This window comes from Brumimicrobium mesophilum, from assembly GCF_003025005.1.
GTDB lineage: Bacteria > Bacteroidota > Bacteroidia > Flavobacteriales_D > Crocinitomicaceae > Brumimicrobium > Brumimicrobium mesophilum.
On sequence record NZ_PVSS01000004.1, the window covers coordinates 243,252 to 256,771 of the forward strand.

Here is a 13,520-nt window from a genome sequence, read left to right on the forward strand (position 1 = left end):
AAATAGGACAAGTAAAATCCATTAACATTAAGAAAACGTTAACTATTCTCCAATAGTTATTAACAAATTACAATATTATTCTGAAATAATTATAGTTTTTGTGTCATATCCAAATACCGTGAAACTTCCTAAAGCTTCTTTAGACCAAGTTGAAACTGGATTAGCCGGAGCTGCTGAACCGTCAGATCCTTGAGCTATTGCTACCAATTCACTGAAGTACACATATGATTTTTCACTGTAAGAAATAAGCTCAATTTGGACAGTGTCTTCTAACTGATAGAATTCAAAGAAAAGTGGAACACTTTGAGAATTACCTTCAGAAAAGCTATCATCAAAAAGAAATTGATCAGATAAGTCTCTTTTGTATTCACCATTCACTTTTCTAATCGCTCTATAGAAATTAGAACCAACTGGATCAGTAGCGTTCATTGATAGTAAATATCCTTCATCTGAAAAAACAGACTGAGGTTGGAACTCCGTTGTAAGAGAGTCCAATGGAACAACAGGTACTAAATAGTCTGAGGCTTCATAAACCTCCCCTTCCACATTTATTTTTATGGTATATTCTGAATTATACTGTGGTGCATAATTCGTCAAAGAATAAGCGCCATTGCCGTCATCATTCAAAGTTGAAACAACACCATTGGCATCAATAATTTCAATATTAGCCCCACTAATTTGAGGATAACCTTCATTTGAAAACACATTTATAGTTTTCGACAATTGTACTGTTACAATTTCTTTAATCGCATCATATTTCGCCTCAATTACCATTTTTGGTTCAGCGTCATTAACTTTTAAGTCAATAACCTTCTGACAAGAAGTTGCTGTAAATAAAAGAGCTATTATTATATAGAATATATTTTTCATCTTATTTGAAATTAAAGTTATAGGTAATGGAAGGTATAATTTTGAACAATGCTGTTTGAACTGCCTGTGTTTGACCTGTTGTGTTATCTTCAAAATCATCAACAAATCTAACAGCAAAAGCATTTTCTCTATTGTAAACGTTGTATATTGAAAAACTTAAATTGTGCTTGTAATTCTTTTTGTCCTTCAAGTACCAGGTTAAACCTAAATCTAATCGGTGATAATCTGGTAAACGATTTCCATTTCTACTCCCTACATAGGGTACTTCGTAACCATCCATTTCATATAGTGCACTCGGGAATGTTACCGCATCTCCAGTGTAATAAACAAAACTCGTGCTCACAACAAATTTTTTACTGATGTTATAAGTTAAAACTAAATTTAAATCATGAATTCTATCTTGCCTTGCAGAAAATTCTTGTCCTCCATCAATTTCATCAAATGATCTAAGTGCTCTTGATAATGTATAATTAAACCACCCTGTAAAATCACCTTTAGTTTTTTTAATTTGAAATTCAATTCCATAGGCTCTTCCTTCACCATAAACCAATTCACGTTCAATTTGACCATTTAAAATTAAATTTGCATTTGGTCTATAATCGATTTGATTTTGAAGCCATTTGTAATATGTTTCTACAGATACTTGATACTCATCTTTCTTGAAGTTTTTGTAATAACCAACAGCAATTTGATCTCCAATTTGTGGTTTCACGTTGTTGGAGGTTGGTACCCAAACATCTGTTGGACTGCTTGTTGTTGTATTTGATAATTGATGTATGTATTGGAAAATTCTGTTGTAACCCACTTTAATTGAATTACTTTCATTAATAATAAAACTGGCAGATAAACGCGGCTCCAATCCTTGGTAATATTTTATAGATTCAAATGAATCATAACTTTCTTCTGAAGTAATAGCTCCATCTTCTGCATATTCGTATGCTGTACCTTTCCCCATATAGTTAAACCCAGAATATCTCAAACCGTACATAAACGCCCAACGATTTCCAACTTTTTGTTCATTTTGAAGGTATGCTCCAACTTCCAAAGCATGTCTCTTTTCTAAATCAATTTGATTAAACCCAACGTTATCCCCACTTTCTAAGACACCTGGTTCGAATGTATGGTGGATGGCATTAACTCCAAATTTCAGACTATTATTAGTGTTCAAATAGTAATTATAATCTTGTTTCACATTAAAATCTCTAATAGAAGATCGAATTCCAAATCCATCTTCACCTTGACCAATACTAAATTGATAATCGAATGCACTATAAATAATAGATGTATTCATAAATAACTTATCGTTAAATAAGTGATTCCATCTTACTGTACCTGTTTTATTTCCCCAATCAAATCCAAAATCATCGCTAAGACCAAATTTATCCCTACCAAAATAACCTGATAAATAAATTCTATCCTTGTCACTTAATTTATAATTCACTTTAGCATTTAGATCATAGAAAAATAATTTAGTATCTCTAATATCTTCATCCGGTGAAAAAACTAAAAACAGATCAGCGTAACTTCTTCTTCCTGAAATTATAAATGAACTTTTATCCTTGACTAAGGGACCTTCTATGGTTAATCTTGAAGAAATTAATCCAATTCCTCCAGATGCAGCGATCTCTTTATTGTTTCCATCTCGCATCCTTACATCCATTACAGAAGATGCTCTTCCTCCATATTCAGCTGGAATTCCAGATTTATATAAAGCTACATCTTTGATTGCATCAGAATTAAAAACGGAAAAGAACCCCAATAAGTGAGATGCATTATATACTGTTGATTCGTCTAAAAGAATTAAGTTTTGATCTGCACCCCCACCTCTAACGTAAAACCCAGCACTACCTTCTCCTCCACCCTTCACTCCAGGTGTTAATTGAAGGGTTTTCATAATATCTTGTTCTCCAAATAAAATTGGAATTGTTTTAATGGATTGTGGATCCAACCGTGTTACTTCCATTTGAGCTGAAGTAATATTACTGTTGCTGCGTTTGGAGGTAATATTCACCTCTTCAATTTCTTGAACCTCTTTTAATAAAAATAACTCAAGATTAATTACTGTGTCTTGTGTAATAACTAGGTCAAAAATTTGATCTTCAAAACCAGAATTTCTGTAAGCCAATTGGTGCCTCCCTACCGGTATAGTAAGAGAATAAAACCCATATACATTCGTTCTTGCTCCAGTATTAGTCATATCGGTAGCAATAACTGATGCTCCAAAAAGGTCTTCACCATTTTTGCCATCGGTAATAGTTCCACTGATAGTAATATCCTGTGAAAATGTATGAAATACTGTAGTTAGGAAAAATGTTAGTACAATTAAGCAATTTTGTTTCATTAGTTAAAAATGTTTGGTACGCTATTATTTACAATTAAAAACCTTAAATGTTTGATCATATTTCACATAGGAAAGAAGTTAAGATTTCATCCTTAACGACTTGTCTTAATTGAATCCCATTTCAATTATATAAATTGAAAAAATTAAACATAGATGAACATGAACATTATCAAAAATTCTTTTACACAATTCAATAGTTTAATCCTTATGGAATGGACTATTAAAATGATTATTAATTCTTGACAAATGTAATAGAAAATTAAACAGATACTATTACCGTTCAAATAGTGTATTGATTATTTAAATAATAATTAACAGTAAAAAAACAGACCTCATTTACATGTTTCGATTAACGATTAAATAGTTCAAAACATAATTCCATGAACAATTAATTAACTAGCCTTTATAAAGTTGTGCGAAATCTTTAGCGTGATAAGTTAATATAGAATTCGCTCCTGCTCTCCTCATGCTTAGAAGCGTTTCTTGCATTGTTGCATCATAATTCAACCATCCATTTTTTGCAGCAGCTTTAACCATTGCATATTCTCCTGAAACATTATAAGCCGTTATGGGCTGAACGAAATTTTCATTCAAAACATGAATGACATCTAAATAAGAGAGAGCCGGTTTAACCATTAAAAAGTCAGCTCCTTCTTCAACATCCAAAATTGCTTCAAGAATTGCTTCCTTTTTATTAGCTGGATTCATTTGGTATGTTTTCTTATCACCAGATTTTGGTGTAGAATCCAATGCATCTCTAAACGGTCCATAAAACGCACTGGCGTATTTAGCACTGTACGCCATGATGCTGGTTTGTGTATAGTTATTATCATCCAAAATTTCGCGAATAGCTGCAATTCTGCCATCCATCATATCTGAAGGTCCAATTATATCAAACCCTGCTTGAGCTTGAGCTAAACTCATATTTGCCAATACAGGAAGTGTTTCATCGTTCAAAATAATTCCATTTTCCACAATTCCATCATGCCCATCTGTACTATATGGATCTAGCGCCACATCACTCATTAAGCATATTTCTGGAAAACGTTTTTTTATTTCAGTAGCTACAATTAGATAGAAATTCTTTTCATCTGAACTGAATTCACCCCTTTTGGTCTTGTATTTTTCTGGAACAACTGGAAAAAGAACAAAATTTTGAATTCCAAGTCCTACACATTCTTCGATTTCAGAAAGAATAACCTCAGTTCCCCAACGATAAATACCCGGCATTGAAGTAATTTCAGATTTTTCCGAAGGGTTTTCAGCAACAAATAGAGGGTAAATTAAATGAGATACTGTTAAATTTGTTTCTTCAACCATTCCTCTGATAGCTGCTGATTTTCTGTTTCTTCGTGGACGTTGATACATTTCTCTACTTATTTTAGCTTAAATAATTTAACGGATTGTAAAGTTACTAGAAAAACAATCTTCTTAAAGGTTTTTTAAGTTAATTTAAAGTCTAGATTTATTAATATTCAGATTAAATAAATGAATGTAATTAATATGTGTAGAACATAATCGAAATCATTCGTTAATTTTGTGATAATTGTGGCGGCTTGCCTTTCTTATTTAGTAATTTAGAGTCCTTAAAAAAATAACTTTCGTTTTTAATGAAAAGTAGTGCGTTAATTCTTACAAAGAATATAGAACTGTTCAAACGATTAGGAATCATCTTGTTGATGATGAGTATTGCACGGTTTATATTTTATTTTACTAATTCAGACTCATTTACCTCTGTTCATGCAACTGACTTTTTAGTTGGGTTATGGATGGATTCTATTACAGTTGGAATGTATGCTATTCCATTTTATGTAATTTCTACCCTCCCTTTGCCTTTTTATAAAGAAAAATGGTTTCAGCTAATTCTTAAAGTTATTTTTCATATTACAAATTCAGTTATTATCGCTTTAAATTTGGTTGATGTTGAATATTTTAAATTCACTGCAAAAAGAAGTACTGCTGATTTGTTTTCTATGGTTTCTACGGGAAACGATATGAATCAACTCTTTGTAACCTTTTTGATAGATTTTTGGTGGATTATTCTTTTGTTTATTTCCATGATTATTGTGAGTAATATTCTTTACAACAAGACGATTGGTTATCTAAACAAGAACAGAAATGTTTACATTGATATTTTAAACTTCATTGTTGTAACTGTCTGCTTATTTATTGTTGGTAGAGGTGGATTAGCATTTCGACCTGCGGATATGCTTACAGCTTCCCAACTTACTAACCCTGATAAAACAGCCTTGGTGACCAATACACCATTATCTATTATTAAAACTATTGGTAAATCGACATTAATTGAACAGGATTTCTTTCCTGAAGGAAGCGACAAAATTTATAATCCTATCCATTATGGAACTAAAGAACATCAATTACGTGAAAATGTTAATGTGATGATTCTTATCCTTGAGAGTTTTGGAAATGAATGGTTGGGTAAGAAAACTAATACAGAATTCACCCCTTTTTTAGATTCCCTTTTAGACCAATCTTTATATTTCGATAATGCATTTGCGAATGGAAAAAAATCCATTGAAGCTGTGCCTGCTATTTTCGCAGGTATACCTAGTTTATTGGATAACCCCTATATTTCTTCATCCTACGGAACAAATTCCATCAGCGCACTTCCTTCGTTATTAAAAGAAAAAGGATACACTTCAGCTTTTTATCATGGCGCAACGAATGGATCCATGAAGTTTGATGTATTCACCGCTCATTTAGGGTTCGATCATTATTTTGGGAGAAAAGAATATGATAATGAAGAACATGCTGATGCAACATGGGGAATTTTAGATGAATATTTTATGCCATGGACAGCACGGTCAATTTCTAAAGAGCTAAAAGAACCTTTCTTAGCTGGAATGTTTTCTTTGTCCTCACATCATCCGTATTTCGTTCCTGAAAAACATGTGGATAACTTACCTGAAGGTAAACATCCTATGGCAAAATCAATTGCCTACGCCGATATGAGTTTACGTTTATTCTTTGAAGAAGCTAAAAAGCAACCGTGGTATGACAATACTATATTTGTAATTTGTGCAGATCATACACCTGCAGGTGCTTCCATCAGATATAACAGAAGGATAGGAATGTATCAAATTCCAATCGCATTTTTTGATCCACAAGGAAAAATCAATCCTGGTGTTAATAGTCAATTGTTTAACCATATTGATATCCTACCAAGTGTTTTAGATTTAACTGGTTATTCGAAAGATGTTTATACTTTTGGAAATTCATATTTTCATGATGAAAATTATGAACCTTTTTCAATAAATTATATAGCGAACTCACATATGCTGTTCAAAGATGATTATCTATTGAATTTTGTAGCGGATAAAGCAACAGGACTATATAACTATAAATCAGATACATTAATGAAATATGATTCACTTTCTTTTTATCCAGAAATTAAAAAAGACTTAACACAGCAATTAAAAGGAATAATTCAACGATATAATCACGATTTGATTAACAATACCATGAAGTTAAAATGAAAAAAAGTATTCGCTTTATAATAAATCCTATTTCTGGAATTGGTAAGAAAAACATCTTGCCTGGATTGATTCAAAAATATTTGGATCACACTGCATTTACTTATGATATTATAATGTCTGAGCACAGGGGGCATGCACGACAATTAAGCAAAAATGCTGCGGATGAAGGAATTGATATTGTTTGTGTTGCTGGAGGAGATGGTTCTGTTAATGAAGTAGGTACAGCTTTAATTGATACTAAAACAGCCTTAGCTATTCTACCAACTGGTTCAGGAAATGGAATTGCTCGACATTTAGGTATGTCCTTAAAATTGAAAAAAGTAATAAAAAGAATTAATAAGTTTGAACTTGACACCATAGATACGATTACTTTAAACAGTAGAAAAGCAATTGGAGTTTCAGGTTTCGGATTTGATGCTTTGATCGCTAAAAGATTTGATGATTATCATACAAGAGGTTTTTTTAGCTATATAAAATTAGTTCTAAAAGAGTTTAGACATTACCAAGGAATAAGTGTTGTATTGAACGGTAAAACGGAATATTCAAATTTACTTTTTTGTAGTATTGCTAATACTTCTCAGTTTGGAAATGGATTTTATATTTCCCCAGAGACTGACATAAAAGATGGCCAATTTGAGATTGTTTTTGTTAAATTGCCTCCTATTATCGGATTTGTGGGGTTACTATTCGCCTCAGTAAGAGGAACCGTGCACAAATCAAAGTATGTGACTTTAATCAAAACGAGTGAAGCCAAAATAGAGGTTAAACAAAGTGTTGCTCACATTGACGGAGAACCTATTGATTTTAAAGATTTATCAATCAATTTAAATTGTAATCCCTCATCTTTATCAGTGGTACTATGATAGAAAAACTGCATTCTGCATGGAAAAGTATTCTCAAGGAAGAAATCTCAAAACCTTATTTTAAGGAATTAGAGAAGTCAATTAAAGATGAATATAAATTGAATACTTGTTTTCCCAAAGAAGAAAACATCTTCGCTGCATTTAATTTTACTTCATTTGAAGATTTGAAAGTTGTAATCATCGGTCAAGATCCATATCACGGAATGGGTCAGGCCAACGGTTTATGTTTTTCTGTAAATCCAGACATTGCACCTCCTCCATCACTAATAAATATATTTAAAGAATTGAATCAAGATTTAAATATTCCAATTCCGAATAATGGAGATTTATCCAGATGGGCAAAACAAGGAGTACTGTTATTAAATGCAACATTAACAGTTCGTGCGCATGAAGCTGGCTCACATCAAAAATTAGGTTGGGAAACATTTACCGATGAAGTAATCCAAACAATTTCAAAAGAGAAAGAGAACGTGATTTTTTTACTGTGGGGAGGTTTTGCTAAAAAGAAAGCCAAACTTATTGACGCTAAAAACCATGAAGTATTAATGAGCGGACACCCTTCTCCATTGAGTGCTAATAGAGGTTACTGGTTTGGAAACAAACATTTCAGTCAAGTGAATGAAATCCTTGTCAAACAGGGAAAAGAAAAGATTAAGTGGTAATTTAACTTGGGAATTAAATGATTATCCACCTCTTTATCAGGTAAAAATCTAAATGTTAGAAATATAAAGACAACAATATTAGTAAAAATTCGAGTCCAAATTGAAGATGCTTTTTTTTTCGGATTGGGCCACGCGCCCACTCTATCTCTCCCTCTCTCTTATTTTCAATACCTAACTCATTCTTCCATTCTCCACAAAACTATAATATCCTGTATCTGCCACAATAAGGTGATCCAATATGGGTAAGTCAATTAATTTGCCAAACTCTGCCAACCTTTTTGTTAATTCTAGATCTTGACTGCTTGGAATTAAGCGACCTGATGGATGATTATGCACCAAAACACATGAAGAAGCTTTCATATCGATAAGTTCTTTAAAAATCAATTTCCCATCTGCCAATGTACCCGATCTACCACCTTTTGATATAAGCTTCTTTCCTATTAATCTGTTGCTTCGGGATAATCCTATTATTTTAAATATTTCATGATCTAAATCCTGGAAATCGGGTTTTATTAAATCATAAATATCTTTTGCTTCATTTATTTTTTTATCCAATGGAATATCCGCAACTGCCCTGCGCCTTCCCAATTCCATTACTGCAATTATGCTCAAAGCTTTGGCGTCTCCAACACCTGAGAATTTCATCAAATCAACTTGACTCATTGTTCCTAGTTTATAGAGGCAATCTTTATTTTCAGTTAAAATTTCTTTAGCTAGTTCTACAGCGGATTTTTTCCGAGTTCCAGAACCCAGAACAATCGCTAATAATTCAGCATTTGTTAGTTGCGCTCTCCCCATGTTTTGAAGTTTCTCTCTAGGCCTGTCTTCTTCTGCCCAAGACTTGATTGTGGTGTTATTTACATACATAATATTTGATTTAGGTTATATTAAGATAGTGAAATAGTTGATATGTACAAAGGCAGTTGAGTTCTTTTTTGTTGTAAACATACCTAATTTGAAAAACATTATACAAAAAAATGCTGCCCCATAATGGAACAGCATTTTAAATATACAACTAAAGATTTAAACTAGAATTTTAAGCGTTGGCCTTTCTTCTGATCAAGTTCAATGCTGAACCTGCTTTAAACCATTCAATTTGAGGTGCATTATAAGTATGATTCAATTTGATTTCATCTTTTGAACCATCTTTGTGCGCTAACTCAAGTGTGATTTGCTTGTCTGGTGCAAATTGATCTAAATCCAAGAAGTTAAATGTATCATCCTCTTTTACTTTATCGTAATCACTTTCAGTTGCAAAAGTGAATCCTAACATTCCTTGTTTTTTCAAGTTAGTTTCGTGGATACGTGCAAAAGATTTAACAATAACCGCCATTACACCTAAATGACGTGGCTCCATTGCTGCATGTTCACGAGATGAACCTTCACCGTAGTTATGGTCACCCACAACGATTGATGGAATTCCAGCTGCTTTATATGCACGAGCAGTTGCAGGAACTTCTCCTTTTTCTCCTGTCAATTGATTAACCACTTCATTTGTTGCTTTACCAAATGCGTTAACAGCTCCAATTAAACAGTTGTTTGAAATGTTATCCAAGTGCCCTCGGTAACGTAACCATGGTCCAGCCATAGAAATATGGTCAGTTGTACATTTACCAAACGCCTTAATTAACAATTTCATCCCTGTGATGTTTTCACCATTCCAAGGCTCGAAAGGAGTCAATATTTGTAAACGATCAGAATCATCTTTTACAACTACGTTTATTCCACTTCCATCTTCAGCAGGTTCTTGGTAACCGTTATCTTCTACATCAAATCCTTTTTCTGGTAATTCAGTTCCAGTTGGTGGATCTAATTTAATTTCTTCACCATCTGCGTTTGTTAATGTATCTGTTAAAGGATTGAAGTCTAAACGACCAGCAATTGCCATTGCAGCAACTAATTCTGGAGATGTTACGAAAGCGTGTGTATTTGGGTTTCCATCCGCACGCTTAGAGAAATTTCTATTAAATGAATGAATAATAGTATTTTTTTCTTCTTTATCAGCTCCTGCTCTATCCCATTGTCCAATACAAGGTCCACAAGCGTTCGTGAAAATCGTTGCATCCAAATCTTCGAATACACCCAATAATCCGTCACGTTCTGCAGTAAATCTAACTTGTTCAGATCCTGGATTAATTCCAAAGTCAGAAACAGTTTTTAATTTTTTATCTACGGCTTGCTTTGCAATTGAAGCAGCACGAGTTAAATCTTCATAAGAAGAGTTTGTACATGATCCTATCAATCCCCATTCAATATCTAATGGCCAATCATTTGCTTTAGCAACTTCACCTAACTTATCGATAGGAGTTGCTAAATCTGGAGTAAATGGTCCATTTACATGTGGCATCAATTCACTCAAGTTAATTTCAATTACTTGGTCGAAATATTTTTCTGGTTCAGCATAAACTTCTGGATCACCTGTTAAATGGTCGGCAACTTTATCTGCTAATTCAACAACATCTGATCTGTCTGTTGCATTTAAGTAACGACGCATAGAATCATCGTAACCAAAAGTTGAAGTTGTTGCTCCAATTTCAGCTCCCATGTTACAAATTGTTCCTTTTCCTGTTGCTGAAAGAGATTTTGCACCTTCACCGAAGTATTCAACGATACATCCTGTTCCACCTTTCACAGTTAGAATTCCAGCCACCTTTAGAATAACATCCTTAGAAGCTGTCCAACCACTTAGTTCACCTGTTAATTTAACTCCAATTAATTTAGGAAATTTCAATTCCCATGCCATTCCTGCCATAACGTCAACAGCATCTGCTCCACCAACACCGATTGCTACCATTCCTAAACCACCTGCATTTACAGTGTGTGAATCTGTACCAATCATCATTCCACCAGGGAATGCATAGTTTTCTAATACTACTTGGTGAATAATACCAGCTCCTGGTTTCCAAAATCCAATTCCATATTTATTACAAACAGAACTTAGGAAGTTAAAAACCTCATTGTTTTTATTTAAACTTTCTTGTAAATCTTTGTCTGCACCTAATCTTGCTTGAATAAGGTGATCAGCATGAGCTGTTGAAGGAACTGCTACTTTTGTTTTTCCAGCTTGCATGAATTGCAACAAAGCCATTTGAGCTGTTGCGTCTTGCATTGCAACTCTATCAGGAGCAAAATCAACATACGATCCACCACGTACAAATTCTGTGTCTGCTTTACCATCCCAAAGGTGAGTGTAAAGTATTTTCTCCGACAATGTCAAAGGTTTGTTTACTATTTTTCTTGCTGCAGCGATGCGTTCAGGGTAACGATCGTAAACAGCTTTTATCATATCAATGTCAAAAGCCATGTTTAATTATTTTGTGTTAAATATTAATTTTTCTAAGCATTGCGAATATAACAATTAAAGGCTTTACTAGCAAGCTGTGTAGTGCACTTTTTATAAATTATGTTTTAGCACTACTTGAGATATTCTTTACATAAATATGTTTCGAACGACTATTAGGTGCTTGACGCTCTTCAATCTTCACTGTTCCTATGGAATCCATTAGTGGAGTTAGCTTATAAAAACCAAAGTTACGAGGATCAAAATTCGGTTGTTTTTTGTTGATTAATGAACCTACATCTCCCAAAAATGCCCATCCATCATCATCCGCGCAATCATAAATTGTTTGGCGAATTAAGCGTGTCACTTCTGGCGTTAAATTTTGTACAGTTTTTTTTGTTTTTGCCTTTACCTTGCCTTTACCTTTCTTGTCATCCTTATCTTCAACTTCATCTGCCTTTAGAATTTCTAAATAGATAAACTTATCACAAGCAACGATAAAGGGTTCTGGTGTTTTCTTTTCACCTATTCCTATTACATATTGACTTGATTCTCTTAACCTTGTTGCTAATCTTGTGAAATCAGAATCTGAAGACACAATACAAAATCCATCTGTTTTTCCGCCATACAGTATATCCATGGCATCTATTATCATTGCAGAATCGGTTGCGTTTTTACCCTGAGTATATCCGTATTGTTGAATTGGCTGAATTGCATTCTCTAAAAGAATATTCTTCCATTTTGATAAATGCGGTTTAGTCCAATCTCCATAAATTCTTTTAATAGAAGGTGTTCCGTATTTCGCTATTTCTTCCATCATTTCTCTGATGTATCGGCTTGGAACATTATCTCCATCGATGAGAACTGCTAAATTTGAGTCTTTATTCATTAATTGTAATTTGATTTAAAATGGTTAATCTTATTTCCAGAATTGCCATTTTTTCTTTGATTTTGTTGTTGGAACAGCATCATCCTCGGTTTTATTCTTGGCTTTATCCGCTCCAAATGTTTCAATTTCGTTACCATATTCATCATAAACATGATTCTCGATAAGTTCATCTTTTTTATAGTACGCCTCTCTCTTTAATTTATCATCAGGAAAGCGTTCCATAAATTTTCCGTGTTTCATACCTTTTTTATAGGTTTCTAAACTTTGAATGTGTCCTTGAATATAAAAAGTTTTAAAGGCTCCTTCCTTCACATTGTCTTCCCAACTTTCTGTTCTCAGCAAATTTCCGTCATTGTAATAATACTTCCACTCTCCTACTTTATTACCCATTTCATAGAGTCTCTCTTGTAGAATGCTTCCTTCAGAGTTGTATTCGATAAATGAACCGTCAAAAACACCGGCTTTATAATGCGCTTCTATTTTAATCTTCGAATTCGGTCCAAATTCCTTTCTCACACCATCTAATAAACCTTTTTTATAATATTCAATTTTAGTGGTATCGTTTTCATATACAGCATATTCCACGAATCTTTCAACTCCGTTTAATTGGAATGTATATTTTTCATCGCCTACTTTTCTCTGTTTAAAATAAATTGATTTTCCTTCTTTTTGACCATACATGTAATTGATATTCCATGCAACTAATCCACTGGTATCATGAAAATATGTCCAACTTCCATTCTCCTGACCATCAATATGATTTCTAACCACCTGAGGACAACCCGATTGATAAAAAGTAGAATCTACCCCTTCTGCTTTACCATTTCTAAAATTAATCAGCATCTGTCTCAATCCATTTGGGTAACATGTTTCGCATGAGCCGGTGTAAGGTTCACCATTTTCTCTATTGAAAACGTAGTTTGAACCAGGTTCAGATTCCAATTTTTCGTTACAATCAACAATTGCATCTCTGTTATCACATTCCCAAACAGCATATTCATCACCTAGCCTATCAACAGATTTGGTAAAACATGGCCCTCTTTTAACCCCATCAAACTGTGCAAATAAGATAGCGGAAGTAAAAATCAATAAGGAAGTGAATGCGACTTTAATCATAA

General features: G+C 33.4%; 10 protein-coding genes. 3 read left to right on the plus strand and 7 right to left on the minus strand.

Annotated elements, in window-relative coordinates; genetic code table 11:
• Window positions 1-75 precede the first annotated feature (75 nt).
• The 3 genes from C6368_RS05740 to hemB form a co-directional block, all read right to left on the minus strand.
• Window positions 76-870 carry a DUF4249 domain-containing protein gene (locus C6368_RS05740; protein WP_159038465.1) on the minus strand — a complete coding sequence of 265 codons (795 nt, stop codon included), beginning with the start codon at window positions 868-870 and terminating at the stop codon, window positions 76-78.
• Window position 871: 1 nt separating this feature from the next.
• Window positions 872-3,211: a TonB-dependent receptor gene (locus C6368_RS05745; RefSeq protein ID WP_107038230.1), complete on the minus strand. Its 2,340-nt coding sequence runs from the start codon at window positions 3,209-3,211 to the stop codon at window positions 872-874.
• 396 nt (window positions 3,212-3,607) lie between these two features.
• Window positions 3,608-4,579, minus strand: coding sequence for a porphobilinogen synthase (gene hemB / locus C6368_RS05750; RefSeq protein WP_107038231.1), 972 nt, complete (start codon window positions 4,577-4,579; stop codon window positions 3,608-3,610).
• Window positions 4,580-4,821: 242 nt separating this feature from the next.
• Between hemB and C6368_RS05755 the strand changes: the two genes are divergently transcribed.
• From C6368_RS05755 to ung, 3 genes are read left to right on the plus strand one after another with little or no spacing between them, the layout of a single operon-like run.
• Entirely contained in the window at window positions 4,822-6,708 is a 1,887-nt protein-coding gene (locus C6368_RS05755) for an LTA synthase family protein (protein WP_107038232.1), read from the plus strand.
• Complete coding sequence (locus tag C6368_RS05760) at window positions 6,705-7,571, plus strand: diacylglycerol/lipid kinase family protein (protein WP_107038233.1); 867 nt, start codon at window positions 6,705-6,707, stop codon at window positions 7,569-7,571. The genes C6368_RS05755 and C6368_RS05760 overlap by 4 nt, the downstream gene beginning before the upstream one ends.
• A complete protein-coding gene (ung, locus tag C6368_RS05765) occupies window positions 7,568-8,233 on the plus strand; it encodes a uracil-DNA glycosylase (protein WP_107038234.1) in 666 nt (221 codons plus the stop codon). Before C6368_RS05760 ends, ung begins: the two co-directional genes overlap by 4 nt.
• Window positions 8,234-8,404: 171 nt before the next feature.
• On the opposite strand, the gene radC is transcribed toward ung, so the two are convergent.
• The 4 genes from radC to C6368_RS05785 form a co-directional block, all read right to left on the minus strand.
• On the minus strand, window positions 8,405-9,100 hold the full coding sequence (gene radC / locus C6368_RS05770) for a RadC family protein (protein WP_107038235.1): 696 nt from the start codon (window positions 9,098-9,100) through the stop codon (window positions 8,405-8,407).
• Window positions 9,101-9,269: 169 nt separating this feature from the next.
• Entirely contained in the window at window positions 9,270-11,537 is a 2,268-nt protein-coding gene (locus C6368_RS05775; RefSeq protein ID WP_107038236.1) for an aconitate hydratase, read from the minus strand.
• Between the two features lie 97 nt (window positions 11,538-11,634).
• Window positions 11,635-12,402, minus strand: a complete 768-nt coding sequence (locus C6368_RS05780; protein WP_107038237.1) for an NYN domain-containing protein — start codon at window positions 12,400-12,402, stop codon at window positions 11,635-11,637.
• Window positions 12,403-12,432: 30 nt separating this feature from the next.
• Window positions 12,433-13,518 carry a toxin-antitoxin system YwqK family antitoxin gene (locus tag C6368_RS05785; RefSeq protein ID WP_107038238.1) on the minus strand — a complete coding sequence of 362 codons (1,086 nt, stop codon included), beginning with the start codon at window positions 13,516-13,518 and terminating at the stop codon, window positions 12,433-12,435.
• Between the last annotated feature and the right edge of the window lie 2 nt (window positions 13,519-13,520).

Bases quoted from the DNA above. Each gene is read 5' to 3' on its own strand.
- C6368_RS05740 (WP_159038465.1), bottom strand. From the start codon at position 870: ATGAAAAATATATTCTATATAATAATAGCTCTTTTATTTACAGCAACT.
- C6368_RS05745 (WP_107038230.1), bottom strand. From the start codon at position 3,211: ATGAAACAAAATTGCTTAATTGTACTAACATTTTTCCTAACTACAGTA.
- hemB (WP_107038231.1), bottom strand. From the start codon at position 4,579: ATGTATCAACGTCCACGAAGAAACAGAAAATCAGCAGCTATCAGAGGA.
- C6368_RS05755 (WP_107038232.1), top strand. From the start codon at position 4,822: ATGAAAAGTAGTGCGTTAATTCTTACAAAGAATATAGAACTGTTCAAA.
- C6368_RS05760 (WP_107038233.1), top strand. From the start codon at position 6,705: ATGAAAAAAAGTATTCGCTTTATAATAAATCCTATTTCTGGAATTGGT.
- ung (WP_107038234.1), top strand. From the start codon at position 7,568: ATGATAGAAAAACTGCATTCTGCATGGAAAAGTATTCTCAAGGAAGAA.
- radC (WP_107038235.1), bottom strand. From the start codon at position 9,100: ATGTATGTAAATAACACCACAATCAAGTCTTGGGCAGAAGAAGACAGG.
- C6368_RS05775 (WP_107038236.1), bottom strand. From the start codon at position 11,537: ATGGCTTTTGACATTGATATGATAAAAGCTGTTTACGATCGTTACCCT.
- C6368_RS05780 (WP_107038237.1), bottom strand. From the start codon at position 12,402: ATGAATAAAGACTCAAATTTAGCAGTTCTCATCGATGGAGATAATGTT.
- C6368_RS05785 (WP_107038238.1), bottom strand. From the start codon at position 13,518: ATGATTAAAGTCGCATTCACTTCCTTATTGATTTTTACTTCCGCTATC.